The sequence below is a fragment of the Arthrobacter sp. 92 genome (assembly GCF_050260325.1).
GTDB lineage: Bacteria > Actinomycetota > Actinomycetes > Actinomycetales > Micrococcaceae > Arthrobacter.
Genome location: NZ_CP189863.1, coordinates 1,685,972 through 1,700,242, shown reverse-complemented (window position 1 = coordinate 1,700,242; position 14,271 = coordinate 1,685,972). Strand labels below are relative to the sequence as shown.

At 60.0% G+C, this 14,271-nt stretch carries 16 protein-coding genes and 1 pseudogene; 4 read left to right on the top strand and 13 right to left on the bottom strand.

Annotated features, from left to right (window positions below; translation table 11 throughout):
- The first annotated feature begins 83 nt into the window (after positions 1 to 83).
- On the top strand, positions 84 to 899 hold the full coding sequence (locus tag ACP4XC_RS07815; protein ID WP_427174326.1) for a ParA family protein: 816 nt from the start codon (positions 84 to 86) through the stop codon (positions 897 to 899).
- A gap of 131 nt (positions 900 to 1,030) precedes the next feature.
- Here the strand turns inward: ACP4XC_RS07815 and ACP4XC_RS07810 are convergent, their stop codons facing one another.
- The 5 genes from ACP4XC_RS07810 to gcvH form a co-directional block, all read right to left on the bottom strand.
- A complete protein-coding gene (locus ACP4XC_RS07810; RefSeq protein ID WP_427174325.1) occupies positions 1,031 to 1,627 on the bottom strand; it encodes a MerR family transcriptional regulator in 597 nt (198 codons plus the stop codon).
- 239 nt (positions 1,628 to 1,866) lie between these two features.
- Positions 1,867 to 2,370, bottom strand: a complete 504-nt coding sequence (locus ACP4XC_RS07805; RefSeq protein ID WP_427174324.1) for a bifunctional nuclease family protein — start codon at positions 2,368 to 2,370, stop codon at positions 1,867 to 1,869.
- Positions 2,370 to 3,086, bottom strand: coding sequence for a MerR family transcriptional regulator (locus ACP4XC_RS07800; protein WP_427175053.1), 717 nt, complete (start codon positions 3,084 to 3,086; stop codon positions 2,370 to 2,372). Before ACP4XC_RS07800 ends, ACP4XC_RS07805 begins: the two co-directional genes overlap by 1 nt.
- A gap of 23 nt (positions 3,087 to 3,109) precedes the next feature.
- On the bottom strand, positions 3,110 to 3,586 hold the full coding sequence (locus ACP4XC_RS07795; protein ID WP_427174323.1) for an FHA domain-containing protein: 477 nt from the start codon (positions 3,584 to 3,586) through the stop codon (positions 3,110 to 3,112).
- 135 nt (positions 3,587 to 3,721) lie between these two features.
- A complete protein-coding gene (gene gcvH / locus ACP4XC_RS07790) occupies positions 3,722 to 4,108 on the bottom strand; it encodes a glycine cleavage system protein GcvH (RefSeq protein ID WP_427174322.1) in 387 nt (128 codons plus the stop codon).
- 147 nt (positions 4,109 to 4,255) lie between these two features.
- Between gcvH and ACP4XC_RS07785 the strand changes: the two genes are divergently transcribed.
- A complete protein-coding gene (locus ACP4XC_RS07785; RefSeq protein ID WP_427174320.1) occupies positions 4,256 to 5,164 on the top strand; it encodes an Fpg/Nei family DNA glycosylase in 909 nt (302 codons plus the stop codon).
- 1,267 nt (positions 5,165 to 6,431) lie between these two features.
- On the opposite strand, the gene ACP4XC_RS07780 is transcribed toward ACP4XC_RS07785, so the two are convergent.
- A complete protein-coding gene (locus tag ACP4XC_RS07780) occupies positions 6,432 to 7,085 on the bottom strand; it encodes an AbiV family abortive infection protein (protein WP_427174319.1) in 654 nt (217 codons plus the stop codon).
- Positions 7,086 to 7,185: 100 nt separating this feature from the next.
- Entirely contained in the window at positions 7,186 to 8,031 is an 846-nt protein-coding gene (locus ACP4XC_RS07775; RefSeq protein ID WP_427174318.1) for a hypothetical protein, read from the bottom strand.
- Between the two features lie 150 nt (positions 8,032 to 8,181).
- Here ACP4XC_RS07775 and ACP4XC_RS07770 point away from each other — a divergent pair, with 150 nt between their 5' ends.
- Positions 8,182 to 8,895 carry a hypothetical protein gene (locus ACP4XC_RS07770; RefSeq protein ID WP_427174316.1) on the top strand — a complete coding sequence of 238 codons (714 nt, stop codon included), beginning with the start codon at positions 8,182 to 8,184 and terminating at the stop codon, positions 8,893 to 8,895.
- A 92-nt stretch (positions 8,896 to 8,987) separates the two neighbouring features.
- Positions 8,988 to 9,578, top strand: a complete 591-nt coding sequence (locus ACP4XC_RS07765; protein ID WP_427174315.1) for a hypothetical protein — start codon at positions 8,988 to 8,990, stop codon at positions 9,576 to 9,578.
- A gap of 55 nt (positions 9,579 to 9,633) precedes the next feature.
- Here ACP4XC_RS07765 and ACP4XC_RS07760 read toward each other — a convergent pair whose 3' ends face one another.
- The 6 genes and pseudogenes from ACP4XC_RS07760 to ACP4XC_RS07735 form a co-directional block, all read right to left on the bottom strand.
- Positions 9,634 to 9,930: a helix-turn-helix domain-containing protein gene (locus tag ACP4XC_RS07760; protein ID WP_427174314.1), complete on the bottom strand. Its 297-nt coding sequence runs from the start codon at positions 9,928 to 9,930 to the stop codon at positions 9,634 to 9,636.
- Positions 9,931 to 10,056: 126 nt separating this feature from the next.
- Entirely contained in the window at positions 10,057 to 11,166 is a 1,110-nt protein-coding gene (locus ACP4XC_RS07755; protein WP_427175052.1) for a DUF4209 domain-containing protein, read from the bottom strand.
- A gap of 213 nt (positions 11,167 to 11,379) precedes the next feature.
- Positions 11,380 to 11,799, bottom strand: a pseudogene (locus tag ACP4XC_RS07750) (DUF7380 domain-containing protein); the annotation flags it as partial.
- A gap of 110 nt (positions 11,800 to 11,909) precedes the next feature.
- Positions 11,910 to 12,806 carry a DUF5677 domain-containing protein gene (locus ACP4XC_RS07745; protein ID WP_427174313.1) on the bottom strand — a complete coding sequence of 299 codons (897 nt, stop codon included), beginning with the start codon at positions 12,804 to 12,806 and terminating at the stop codon, positions 11,910 to 11,912.
- A gap of 83 nt (positions 12,807 to 12,889) precedes the next feature.
- Positions 12,890 to 13,033, bottom strand: coding sequence for a hypothetical protein (locus tag ACP4XC_RS07740; protein WP_427174310.1), 144 nt, complete (start codon positions 13,031 to 13,033; stop codon positions 12,890 to 12,892).
- 688 nt (positions 13,034 to 13,721) lie between these two features.
- Positions 13,722 to 14,234 (bottom strand): hypothetical protein, encoded by a 513-nt coding sequence (locus tag ACP4XC_RS07735; protein WP_427174309.1) that lies wholly within the window; start codon positions 14,232 to 14,234, stop codon positions 13,722 to 13,724.
- Between the last annotated feature and the right edge of the window lie 37 nt (positions 14,235 to 14,271).

The following is a 14,271-nucleotide window of genomic DNA, read 5'->3' as shown; positions in this document are numbered from 1 at the left end:
GCGTCAGCTCGCCCCCGCTCCGGGGATAGCCGGAGCCGGCACTATCCCAACACGGCAACCGGCGTTAGGTATTGGTTTTTCAAGTGCAAGTAGTCAGCATCAGCAGCCTCAAAGGCGGGGTCGGCAAGACATCGGTCACCACCGGATTGGCGTCTGCGGCCCTTGCCGCCGGCATCCCCACTCTTGTGGTGGACCTTGATCCCCATGCGGACGCCAGCACGGCTTTGGGCGTTGCGCCCGGGGACCAACTGGACATCGGGCGCATGCTCAAGAACCCGAGGCGTGCCCGCCTCACGGAAAACGTCGTTCCCAGCGGGTGGGTTGCGCGTGCCGGCCACGCCGGCAGCGGCATCCTGGACGTGGCTGTGGGCTCGGCCTACACCGGCGTCTACGACCGCCCGGACCTGGGCCGCCGTGATCTGCGCCGCTTATCCACCGTGCTCGCCGGCACCAACAACTATGAACTGGTGCTCGTGGACTGCCCCCCGTCGCTGAACGGGCTGACCCGGATGGCGTGGTCCGCAAGCGACAAGGTGACCCTCGTGGCGGAACCCGGCCTGTTCTCGGTGGCCGGAACCGAGCGGACCCTCAGGGCCATCCAACTGTTCCGGCAGGAGTTCGCCCCGAGTCTGTCCCCGGCCGGCATTGTGGCCAACCGCGTTCGCCATGGCTCGTCCGAGCACGCCTTCCGCCTGGCCGAAATGCAGTCCATGTTCGGCGAGCTCCTTCTTACCCCGCACATTCCCGAACAAGCCAACTGGCAGCAGATCCAGGGCGCGGCCCACTCCATTCACCACTGGCCCGGAGACTCGGCCAAGAACGCCGCCGGGCTCTTCGATACCCTGCTGGGCAACCTTGTGCGGTCCAACGGCTCCGTCCGGAACCGAAGCCACCGCTAGTCCAGACCGCCCGGAGGCAACGGCCCGGGCGGCAAGGGCGGGCGGAATCAAGCAGGATCCACAACATAGGACAGGCCACCTTTCTTGTCGAAAGGTGGCCTGTCCTGTGTGTTTAGGTCTGGATTTCCAGGCTAGCTGATCTTGCGGGCAGCCCGGCGTTTGCTCAGCTCGTCGTCGGGAAAGGACTGCTCCGATGCGTGCTCGCTGGGAAGCGCCGCAAGGCTGCCTTCCACTTCACGCCACACCCGGCCCACTGCGATGCCGAAGACGCCCTGGCCGCCCTGGACAAGATCAATGACCTCATCCGCGGACGTGCACTCGTAGACGCTCGCGCCATCGCTCATCAGGGTGATCTGCGCAAGGTCTTCAACACCGCGTTCCCGCAGGTGTTCAACTGCCGAGCGGATCTGCTGCAACGAGACCCCCGTGTCCAGCAGACGCTTGACAACCTTGAGCACCAGGATGTCCCGGAAGCCGTAAAGCCGCTGCGACCCGGAACCGGCGGCGCCCCTCACTGCGGGTTCAACAAGCCCGGTGCGGGCCCAGTAGTCCAGCTGACGGTAGGTGATGCCCGCGGCTTTGCACGCGGTGGGACCGCGGTAGCCTGCGTCCTCGTCAAGAACCGGAAGATCTTCCGTGAACAGGAGGCCCTGGGCACCGCTCGCGGGCAGCGCAACGCCTGCCGTTGAAGCGTGCTTCAGTTCGCCTGCTTCGCCTTTCGGACTCACTGGATCCTCCTCGTCGTATGCTCCCCTAAGGAAGTTGCAGCAACAGCTGGACGAATGTGAAATTCATCCGTGTAATTAGGCCGGGGCTGCACTTTCCAGTGTGACTTGCGCGGCTGTTGTATGCAATGGGAACTTGGTACCTTCGACGTTAGGCCTGCCGCAGGCCAAGGTCAAAGATGCTGGCCGCATTTCAGGGGCGTGTCGAAACTTTCAGCCTCGAGTTTAAGCTTAATGTGGCCTCAGCCGTCGAAGTCCTCAGGTTCAACGTCGTCCAGGAACTCGCGGAAGCGCCTGAGCTCCCCTTCTTCGTCCACGGCGGGGCCTGGCTCGGTGTCCTCACCCTCGTCATGTTCGGTGATCCGGACCCCGGCCTCGTCCATTACGGCGTCCGCACACCAGATCCGGCACTTGGCGCGCAAGGCAAGCGCCAGCGCATCCGATGCCCGGGAACTGACTGTGGTGCCGTTCTCGAACTGGAGTTGGCCGTAGAAGATGTTGTCCTCCACGGCCACGATGTTGACGCTGACGATGTTGTGGCCAAGGGATTCGACGACGTCGATCAGGAGGTCGTGGGTCATGGGGCGCGGGGGCACCACGCCTTGCTGGGCAAGCGCTATGGCACTCGCCTCCGGGGTGCCGATCCAGATGGGGACGTGGCGTTCCCCGTGAATCTCCTTCAGCAGCACCAACGGCTGGTTCGAGGGCAGCTCAATCCGCACACCCACGATTTCGACTTCGATCATCAGCTGTCCATTCGCGAAATCCTGTCCTGCACCAGGGCACGGTGCAGGGTCAGGCAAAGATCACTGATTTCACGGGCGGCCTCAGCGGCGCGGGCGTGGGACGCCGCATCCTTCCGCGAGGTCAACGTTGCCACCGCGCGTTCCACGAGGCCGAATTCGCGTTCAGCGGCAGCCTGGAAGGGCCGCAGGTGCCGGGGTTCGAGTCCGTGGCTTTCCAGCTGGACGCACGTGCGGGCGACCTGCAGGGCATGTTCGTCGAACTTCCCATTGACGTGCCCGATCAGGCCGTAGCTCAGCAATGACTGCAGCAGCGGCACACTCGCCCCGGACTCGGCACGCAGTTGTTCCTCGCTGAGCCTGCGGACCTTGTTCTGCAGCTCCGCGGCCAGTTCGTCGGAAACGATCCGCGGCGATACGGTGACCCCGGGGGGCAGATTTTCCGGGCGTTCCCCCCGGTCGATCGCATCAAGGTAGTCCTTGATGACCTTCAGGGGGAGGTATTGATCCCGCTGGAGGGCCAGGACGAAGCGAAGCCGTTCCACATCCGTGTCCGCGTACTGCCGGTATCCGGCCGGGGTGCGCCGCGGGTTGATCAAACCCTTTTCCTCAAGGAACCTGATTTTGGACGCGGTCATACCGGGGAAGTCATCGCTCAATTGAGCCAGGACTTCCCCGATGTTCAGGACCTGGGGTCCTCGCCTTTCGGGCTGTGCCAGTGCCACAGGCAGCTACCCCGGGATCAGACGTTGCCTGCTGCGCGGGCAGGGCTGAGGTAGAAAGTGAGGCGGAACTTGCCGATCTGGACTTCATTTCCGGACTTGAGTTCCACGCTGTCCACGCGGTCGTGGTTCACATAGGTCCCATTGAGGCTGCCGGTGTCCACCACTTCGAAGCTGCGTGCAGTCCTGCGGAACTCAACATGACGGCGCGATACCGTAACGTCGTCGAGGAAGATATCGGCATCCGGGTGGCGCCCGGCAGTGGTGACGTCAGAGTCCAACAGGAATCTCGCCCCAGTGTTGGGTCCGCTGTGCGCGACCAGCAGGGCTGAACCGAAGGGGAGCGCCTCCACGGCTGCGCGCTCTTCAAGAGAGAGCTTGTGCGCAATGATCGGCTCATCACGGACCGGCGTGAGGTGGATGGACGTGGTCTCCGAAGACTTCACTCCACCTGTGCCGTAATCACCACCGCCGTGGTTCTGTTCGTGGCCAACCATGGATTCCTCCTTTTCCGTTGCAGATACCCCCTGCAAACAACGCATACACTCCGGAAAAGCCTGGCAGATCCGGTCCAACGGCCTGTTATCCGGCTGCTGATCGCTCAGCAGCCGGCCTCCACATACCGGTTGTCTTTAGCCTACCTGTTGTTCGTACTCGGATGCACTGAGCAGCGACTCCAAGGCGTCGGGCTCGGCGAGCTTGACTTCGATGAGCCATCCGTCGCCGTAGGGATCTGAGTTGATGAGCGCCGAATCTGTGTCCAACGATTCATTCCGGGCAACGACCTCGCCGCTGACGGGGGCATAAATGTCGCTCACGCTCTTGGTGGATTCAACCTCACCCACGACGTCGTTCGCTTTCACCTTGGTACCGGCCTCGGGCATCTGTGCGTACACGACGTCTCCCAGCGCATCCTGGGCGAAATCCGTGATACCCACCCGCACCACACCCTCGGCGTTCGGAGCGGACACCCATTCGTGTTCGGCGGTGTAGGACAGGTCTTCGGGAATGTTGCTCATCACGGGGCCTTTCATCGGTTCAATCAGCAATGTCGGTCGGTCAGCAATGTCAACGGAGGTCTGCAGAACAAGCCGCCGCTGAAAGTATAGGCACATTGGGCGGGCCGGTGAGCAGCCCCTGTCGCATGCTTGTGGCACAGTGGTGACATGCCTGAACTACCCGAGGTGGCCGGCCTGAGCGCTTTCCTGGACACCCGGCTCCGCGGCGCCATCCTGACGAAAATCCAGATCGTCTCGTTTGCCGTGCTCAAGACGGCGGATCCGCCCTATTCAGCGCTGGAAGGCCGGGAAATTACGGGTGTTCAGCGCATGGGCAAGTTCATCGTCCTTGATGCCGGCGGGATCCAGCTCGCCTTCCATTTGGCCAAAGCCGGCTGGCTCCGCTACACCGAATCGCCGTCACCGGCCGTCCTGCGCCCGGGCAAGGGCTATATTGCCGCACGGCTGGAGTTCATGAAGGCCGCCGCTGACGTCGCAGGCGCGCCCGGCGGACCCCGGCACGACCTTCATGTGGGGATTGACCTGACCGAGGCAGGCACAAGGAAGAGCCTCGCCGTCCACGTGGTCAGGGACCCGCAGGATGTGCCCGGAATCGCCACGCTTGGCCCCGATCCCCTGAGCGCGTCATTCGACCTGGCCACCTTTGCCGGAATCCTCGCGGCCAGTCCACAGCAGATCAAGGGTCTGCTTCGCAACCAGGGAGTCATCGCGGGAATCGGCAACGCCTACAGCGACGAGATACTCCATGCTGCCAGGATTTCCCCGTTCGCCCTGTCCAAGACTCTTGACGAGAACACTGTCCGGGTCCTGTACGAGTCCATCCACAGCGTGCTGGGGGCCGCCGTCGCGGAGGCAGTAGGGAAGGCTCCCAACGAGCTGAAGGATGCAAAGCGGAGCACCATGCGGGTCCACGGACGGACGGGACAGCCGTGTCCGGTATGCGGGACCACCATCCGCGAAGTGTCCTTTGCCGACAGGGCGCTGCAGTACTGCCCCGGATGCCAGACCAACGGAAAGATCCTCGCGGACAGGCGGACGTCGCGGTTCGTAAAATAGGGCGCGGCGGCCCGATTCCGCCGTCATCGCGAAAAGTCATCGGGAACCCGCGGAGCCGCCGGGCTCCTGAGGATCGCTGGCCAACAAAAAACCGCTCCATCACCGGACTTTCTTTCCAGTGATGGAGCGGTTATTTCTGCTGGTCGGGCTGACAGGATTTGAACCTGCGACCCCTTGACCCCCAGTCTCCGGCTAAGCATTCGCCGCCATTCACTGCTGACTGAAAACCGGCCTATATAAGGAAGGGAATCAAAGACAGACACCCCCGAACAACTACGAAATCAGCCGCGTTGCTACACGGGTTGCTACAGAGGGTCCCACCTCGAGTGACTCAGACATGCGGCTGCCGTCTCAAATCCCATAATCGCCACGCCTCGCTCGTCATCAAAACGGCGGCCACATAAGACTTCGTCACGTCTTCCAGACTGGAAGTCATACTCAGGACCGCGCCGCCGCCCGGAAGGCTGGTGCGTTCAGTCGGCCGTACATAAGTTGGCCAGGATCGAGCATGCGCCGCGGCGCTGGCCATCCGCCATTCGGCAGCTAGAGCTAACCGGAACCAATCATCGTTACTACCTCGTCCAGCCAAGTGGGCGGCAGCCTCACGCATCATCGTTGTGGACACGAAGTCGCCGTCATATGGCCGTCCCTTGCGAAGCCCCCGCAAGGACAGCAGCTCTTCGGTTAGCCGCTGCGCCAATTGGTCTAGCCCCTCAACGAAGTCGGGTGCTTGGTTATCTCTCACATAGTCATCGCGAGCAAAGTCATTTACGAAGCCCCGGTGCTGCTTCCGCTCATCAGACTCAATGGACAATGCCCGGCAGCGCCGGTCCTCGCGGCTGCCCGACAACAGCCAGACGGCCTGAGACGCGCCGAGCAAGGCTGCCCTCGTCACAGTAAAGATAGACGACGGCCGTAGCGTCAGACCGTCCCGGGTAAGGTCCGCCACCAGACCTAGATGGTCCACGGCGACTATGAGCCCGTACCAGGCTCCGGTTCGGACGGGATGCCCAGTCAGCCCGTCGTCATCCCTGGCTATGGAACTCCCAGGCTCCACTTCATCCCGCTCTCCGGTCCGGCGTTCCCAGTGTCGAACAGCCTTCATCGCGAGCCGGAGCCGCCCCCACCAAATTTCGTCCCCGTCCATGAGGCTCACTCTAACTGCCTGCTCCACTGACTCCGCCAACAGAGGCTGTCCCTGCCCGGCGTCCCGGACGAAGACCGCACCGGCAACCCGTTCGAAGTCGCATTCAAGACCGGAGATATGTCAAGGCTTCTCCGCCGGGGAACCGGCCCCACGCCCGTGCAGCTCAGGATGGGCAAGTTGTCCGAGCCGACGACTCATCCCATATAGCGGGCGAAATTGGTCGGGTCGCATGATAGCCCGCATCCAATTCTCGTCGTAGAGCAGGTGAGCTGCCCGCGCCACCGCCTCCAACTCATTGACAACTGAGGAGCGCGCCGCAGTACTGCCAGGCTGCCGAAGTGCACCGGCCTTCCAGTCCACATAAAAGCCTGCTTGCTTCATGTCGTTGAGATGGTCAGCTACCTCGGCGAACTCAGCGCCGTCGCCGCTGTCGTCCCTTGCCGGCCATTCGCCAGTAAACTCCTTCTCTAACCAAGAGGCGTAGCGCTTGGCCGTCCTGAGCTTGGGTGGATGCTTTCTAGCCAGACGCTCGAAGTCCGCGGGGATTAGCACAACGTCAGTGTGACCGTCCCATGCGGCATGCGCTGCCCTGTAGACCCACACGGCCTTTCCCAGCTCTTCGCAAGCCAGAACCACCAATGAGAGGGCACGACCAGCGGAGCCACGACCGACTAACGCCTCTGCATCCTCGAGAAGGTCGACTATGTTTTCCATAAGTGCGCGCCACCAGACCCACGCGTCTTCGGCCGAGAGCTGCGACGGAACGTCCCCCATGTATGTCCCTCCTTCGTATTACCCATCCATAGTCTATGGACGCGTAACCCTCGCGCCTGCGGTGAATCGCTGGGAGGCACGCAGGCCGGCAGGGTGTTAGTTAGCTGTTCTTGGCCTGCCCAGGGAGGTATTCGTCCACTGCATTCTTCCAACCGTCGCTAGACAGCACATCCGCGTCCAAGTCGGATGGGATCGGCGTGTTCACGGGGGCAACATACAAAGTGGCCTTGCCGGGCGGCACCCAAGACGTTGCGGATACTGTGACTTCGTCCGTAAAAATTCCATCCGGCAATTCGAGCCAGCCTCGTGTCTGCAGACGCTCAATCAGATGCAAGGTCTCTACTGCTGCCAGCATCTCCGAGGCCACGGTTCTCATGGCCGCCACGTACATCTCTTCCAAGGCCATTTTGCCGCCGTACGAGCGTCGTATTTCATCCTCATGCAACAGGTTTCCGTACAGCCACGATCCAGCCAGTTGTTTATGCGACAAAACGCCACCGTCCCATGGGTCTCGCGGCTTACCGTGGGGATAGTCTGGGTCCGCGTTGCGGAAGCTCGTACGCAACTCTGATGCTTTTGCTCGGAATTCTGAAGCCCCCGACCTGCCCTTTAACACTGTATTGACAGCATCAAGGACATTTTCGTAGTGGACTCCGTCGCTCTTCAGGAATATGGGTCGAACTCTGGCCGCGGCAGACTCCAACTGCTCGGTGGGGATCAGGTCCACCGGCTGCAAGCTAACCTTGGTCTCGCCTGTGACGGTACTTCGAGCCAGAACTGCCTTGATTTCCACCTTGGCTAGCTTTCGGAGTTCCAAAAGGTCGCCCGCAAGCGAGTGATCCTGGACTATCCTCACGCGCAGAACGAAACGCTTCAGCAATTCCAATTGGCGCTCCGGCAGAGGTCCCATCCCTTCTACACCTTTCGCGCTCAGCCCATTCGACACTCGCAACATATTACTGGTGTGTCCACCAGGACATGGCCAGGACTGCTGTGCCCCCAGTTACTCCGACGCAGACTGCACCGCATCCAACATTCGCGGTCCAGGGCCGTGCCGGGCCGGTCGATCCCGCTCGCGATCTCCTAGTCTGATCGTATGAACCCGACCAGCACGGCAACGCCACCTGAAGCTCTCAGGAGTTGGACCAACCAGCATCCGCGTAGGGAGGCAATCCAGCAACACGGGTTTAGTCTCAACTTGGCTTGGTGGAACAATCGCATCCTGCACCTCCGTGGTGGCCCGGTGGCTGGAGCGGATGGCCGCGAGGACTGGATTGATCGCGGGCACCTCTTCGCCATGGCCCAAGCTGCAAGGGACGACGAAACCGGGGGTAGCGCCTTGCAGCTGCTGTGGAGCACTTTGGCTTGGGGCACCGGAACTAATCACCGCAATTCACCGCGGCGCATCGCCTCGATCGAAGCCCGGCCTGACCATGCTGGGCTCTTGCTTCGCGACGCAGCGAGGCTGTCGGTCACAGATCCGAGGGGTGCGTTTTTGCTGTTGCAGCCCGGCCGCAATGCCATAGGTTTCCTAGGCCCGAATTTCTTTACCAAGTTCCTTTACTTCGCAGGCGGTGGTGAGCCCAGCCACCCGTGCCTCATCGTCGATAACCGAGTGCTGGTTAGTCTGTTCCGAGAGACCGGGAACTCAGACTTCGCTCCACGAACCACAAATTATGGTGTAGAAGTCTATGAATCGGCTCTGAGCCAGATGGTTGAGTGGGCAGAAGGCCTGTCGCACGCGGGCCGCACAGTCGGGCCGGACGAGGTCGAGCGTTGGGCCTTTTCGGCAGGCGGGCGGCGCGGCTGACCCGGGTCATGATTGTCAGGCGACTGCTCGCTCAAGATGGTGCCATCCAGTTAGAAATGCACGTCAGCAGAAACACCGAAAGGAAGTGCGCAGTGGACGAGCCTGTCCGAGGAGCTCAAGAATTTAGTCTGGCTGACCAGGACGAGGTGAATTGCCCTATGCATGGCTGGTTGTCTCATGCGGCCTTCCATGAAGCGGCGCACGCAGCATTCGCAGTGATGAACGACATCGAGTTCTCCACAGTGTCTGTTTACCCGTATGGACAGGCACCTGCGCACCCGAGTGGTTTGTTGGGTGGAGGCGTCCAGTTAGTCCACGATGGTCGTACTTGGGTGCCAGGCCGCCAAGATGTGGCGTTTGATTTTGCCGTCATTGGCACAGCGGCGGAGCGACGCGCGTATGGCCATTTCAATGACAACAGCCGGGATGGTGACCGCGAGTTTTTAAGGGTGTCCATGGGCTGGGGCGATTCAGAGGGAGATCGCGAAATTATGGACGCTCTCATCGAGGAATCTGAGAAGCGATTGGAGCTCCAGATGCCGATACTGTACCCAGCCATCGGAAAAGTATTCCTGGCTTTGATCGAGAGCCTCAACATCAAGGACAATGCCTACACTACTTTCGACCAGCCGCTCGTACTGTCGTCAGCGAAAGTCTCCAAAATCATCGGGCCCACTGTTTAGGCAAGTCAAGCTAGACACTCGGAGAGAAGGACGGATGAGGCTCGACCAGCGGAGGTTAGTCCTCTTCGGGCGAGAGGTCACCGTTCAGGATTCGGGCTGCCGTCTGTTCGTAGGCGCTGATGATGTAGTTTTCCAGGTCCGTCTGGCCGATCCGCCACATACCCCGCCCACCGATTTGGATCCCTCGAAGTTCTCCTGTCTTGAGTAATGCCCTGACTTGAGGCAGCCCGACGTTTAGCTCCTCGGCTACTTGTTCGATCGTCAGAAAGCGGCGTTTTGTTACCGGTTGTTCGCTCACTACTTCTTCATTCTCTTGATGGATTTTGCCGACGAAATCAATCTCGGATACCACTGCTCGGCCCACGGCCACCTATGGCCGACAATGTCTGCTCAGGTCGTGCGACTGGAGAGCTGGCAATTACACCGCGCCAGCTTACCCAACAACGCCATACCAAGCCGCCGAAAACGTACCGAAAGGCTACGCCGACTCTTGGTCCCCGGGCTGTTGCGTTCTGCCAGCAGCCCAGAAAGGCAAGACTACGAGGTATAAGCACAGCCACCAGACGTAAGCGGCGACATACCCAGCAGCTGATCCTTCAACAAGAAGCCCGTGGGCCTGGTGATTTCGGAAGTTCGGTCCGAGACGATCAAGAAGGACAGCATCCAACGTGAACTGCAGGTTATGCCCCAATATATCTGCGGTTTCGTCCATGGCAAGCAATGTACCCAGCGCTGCCTCTGACTGGATGCCGTCCGCGTCGCGCGTAGTCGTGTCGATGCCACGTTCCTTAAGGAGGTAACGCAGGAACGCCTCGATCTGAGGGACGAGAATGTGGGCGCTGGTCAGAAAATCCCAATTGAATCCGGCTGCGAGGCCCTTGAGCCAGAAGACCTCGTGCCCGGGAGGCACCGCCGGAGACTCCCTTACCAAATGGGCGAGTTCACGAGCCTGAACGTGGTGTTCGCGGCTAAAGACTTCCAACGCCGGGACTATTCGCCCCTTCACCAGGAGCTCTATGGACATCACGTAATCCTGGATAGCCCTAGCCCGTGCCAGCTCACCATCTGTGCCGGAAAGCGCGGACGGGATTCGCGCAACCGTTAGCCCCTCGGCTGTCATCACTGTTGTGCCTAGGATGTCCACCACCGAACCTTCGCCCCGTTCCGGCGCTGCCCTGCTAAACGATTGGGAGCCCGGTATGGGGAAGAGTGTAATCAGGGCAAATAGCGCTTCAACAGTCGTTTTACCTCTCACGTGAGCTTCTGCGCTTATTGCCATGTCAGCCAGGTCAATGGGCTCGGACTCGTATGGAGAAAACTCCTCCATACCTCTGGCGCTTGCGGATACGTGCCGTTGACGAAGTTCCCGCATACTTGTGTCAAACCGCTGACTTCGGTATCGCCTAGGAATCTCTCTGTGAACTTGGATTGCCTTTTCAAGCAGCGACGCAACCCTGATATAGCTGGGAGATTCGCTTTGTTCAACGGCGTCAGCTTCCTTTTCAAAGGATTCCGCCAACTCAGTCGAGATCGCCCAATAGAAGGTCTCCCTGGCGACGAAGCTTTGCCATTCCCGGGCTTCAGTCAATAGGGCTCGTTCTAAGAGGAACTTGCCCTCTGCACCTGCTTGACGAGCTACTCCGCGGAAGGCACATGCTCGCTCATGGGCACTTTCTCGCCCAATACCGTACCTTCGGGCCAAGGAGGATAGATCGAAGGTTAAGGAGTCCATTGCTGCCAAGCGTGTATCTAGAGCCTGACATATCTGGTCTTCCACCTGGGTCAAGGAATCTTCAGCAGGTCCCCGAAGCATCCGGCCGAGGCACATCGCTCTGTCCCAACACTCAACGATATAGTGCCCGGCAACCGAGGATGTCCCGCCAAGGCTAAGGGAACTATAAGCCTCTATGGCTTCAACCGCGTTGCTTACGCCGAGGTTTCGTCGTCTGAGCCAGACGACGTCGCGTACCCGTCCTCTCAGGTCTGGACGGGCTATGTGCTGAGCAATGGCGTCTAGGTACTCAAGCGTCGGATTTGAAAGGTCATCGATGGAGAAGCTCCGCTGACCCTCCAACTGGATGGCAGGTCGAAAGGGTGTCATTCTGTCGCCAGGTTCACAGTGTAGGAAGCATATGCTTCCTAGAACCCACGCGACGCGTTGGACATGCTCCGGCTGGTTGTCGTCCGCGGACAATCTCGCGAGGGCACCGTTCAGACCCATAAATTGTCCGACGGGCACGTCTTGCAGATATGTGCCGAGCACGGACCAGTCAAAAGTGTCCGCGTCCAAATCTCCCAGCTCAACGGTTGGTGGCACTGTGCCGTCCCCCGCTAGGCCTCTCCATCACTGACTACGCCTTTCAAGAATTCCTCATGCGCTGCGTCCAATGCCTTAATACGCTCGCGAAGGTCGGTGAGGGCTTCAACGATCGAAGGAGCTGGCGTCGGTGCGAATACGCCAACGTACCCCTGCAAAATCACTGTACTGAGGACCCCCATCATCAGGAGTACCTGAGGACGGAACTCAGTTGCTTCGAAGACGGGAACGAAACCCTGGCCTTCAGACTCGATGTGGTTTCGCAGGACGTCCGACCATGTCCCATGTACGGCTGAGGACCCCGCTCGGTACGCCGTATAGGCGGCAGGGCCCAAAAGCTTGATGCGTGCTTCCGCTGGTGGCCATCCGTTGTTTTTTCGGGAAGGAACCTCTGAGGGATCCACGCCGGCCTGACGGAAGGTATCGAGGGCCGATCTACGCATGCGCTCCTCTATCGGCCAGACTTCGCCACCGCGCTGCTTGACCAGGCCCTCTATTGTTTTCAGCAATTGCGACTCTTGAATCAGGCTGTCATGGAGAAAGGACAGGAACCGTCCAGAGTCTGACGGCGCATCAAGAAGGTAGGCAACGGTGGACGCCGATTCAAGAAACTCACGAGAGAGCGCCATCTGGTGATCTCCACCATGGTCGTCAATTATCTGACGCAATACCAGACGCGTGATCTTATACATTCGGACCAACTGACCGGCACAAATTGCCTGGTCACGCGGCAATTCATCTCCCTGCCCCTCTTCCCGGATTGATAGCGCTAAGGCAATCCACGACCCAGTTTCCTTCAGGATCTCAAACGACTCCTTCAGATAGGCAATCTCGTGACTCTCCCCGCGCAGGACATCGAAATTGACAATATATCGCTCTGGAACAACATCTCCAGCATCAGCCGTTTGCATGAATTCCGATCCCACTCCAGGTATTTCACGACCACCCTGAGCGACTTAAAGTAGCAATTCGATCATGGACATCATCCCCCACCCTAGCGATGGCACGTACATCCACACCGCGCGTCCAAGTGCAGGTACTCGTAGTCCGGTTCCAATTCCTCATACGGGTTGCCCTCCTGCTCGCCGTCGATGCGGCTCATCATGGCCATGAATCCCTCAGCGTCAAACTTCACCATGTTGGAGACCTTAGCGGGAGGCTACGACTGTGCTTTCCTGCGACCCCTAGTTCGTCCTACCCGCCACCCCGGCAGCGCCACATTTAGGAGGGCTTCCTTGTCGTCGGCCAGATCTCCGGCGCGGGACTTGGCCCGTTGAACATGCAGCCATACGCCTAGGATGTGTTCTTCCTCTGAGTTTGTTTCCTTGTGACGCGGCCACTCATTACCGGAAGCCATGTAGATAACCAGAACCCGCAAGCGGTCCTTCCAACGTGCTTCATCAGCGGCCTTCCGGCTCCGCTGATCCCAGAGGGGAACTGACGCCAATCCCTGCCGATACACCGGGGAAAGCGTGCCTCTTTCGGCATCCTGCCGACGTCGGAGTAGCCAGGCCGCCAGCGCGCGTTCACGCGTGCGGGAGGGTCTCGCCGAGGGAAGGCGGCCTTCCGAGGCGTAAAGGGACACGACTGCACTCATATTCGCTATCCCCGCTTTGCTCACTCTTGCCGACGTGCGCAGTTTGCCTGCATGCTCCTCCCTCAGGCTTGGCTCTGCGATAGCGGCAACTCGGATGTGGTAGCGGACGGTATTGACGGCCACTGACACCAACTGGGCAATCTGGGCGCACCCGAGTCCTTGTCGATACATCTCGACCCATTCGGAATGCGGCGCACGGCGCAGGACCCTGGTCATCGCTGAGAGCCCCTTACTTCGGCATTGAATCTGACTGGCGATCAAGTATCCGTGCGATCAGATCGGACTTTCTCGACTTGTACTCGCCGTGTCCTGTGCTTGCGCGTGCCCGAAATGACTTCGGATCCAACGCATTTTCTTCGACAACCGTCGCAACCCAGTCTTCAGGAAAATATCGGGTCTTTGATTCCCCTGGCCCGAGCGTCCAAGGCAGAGGTGTCTCCCACAGTTGGAAGCGCGTAGGTATCAGCTGCACTTTGCCGGACTTCGGTATAAGTACTACGGACTCGACGACAGTCGTCCCCGCACGTCCCTTGTTGGTTGCCTTGACCGCCACGAAGTGACGCGGAGGCTCCGTTCCCACGATGGCGGACGTCACCGTGAGTTCGACCTTTGCGCTATCAGACCACCGAAACCAGAAAGTGAGCACAACGGAGGCTACGGAAATCAGTATGGCTACCAGAGGCAATAAAGCGGCCCATGGGTCATTGCCAACAATCTGCACTTGAACGATGTCGAGAGGCACCCGACGATTCTAACGGTGGCTGGAAGAGAACCATTGG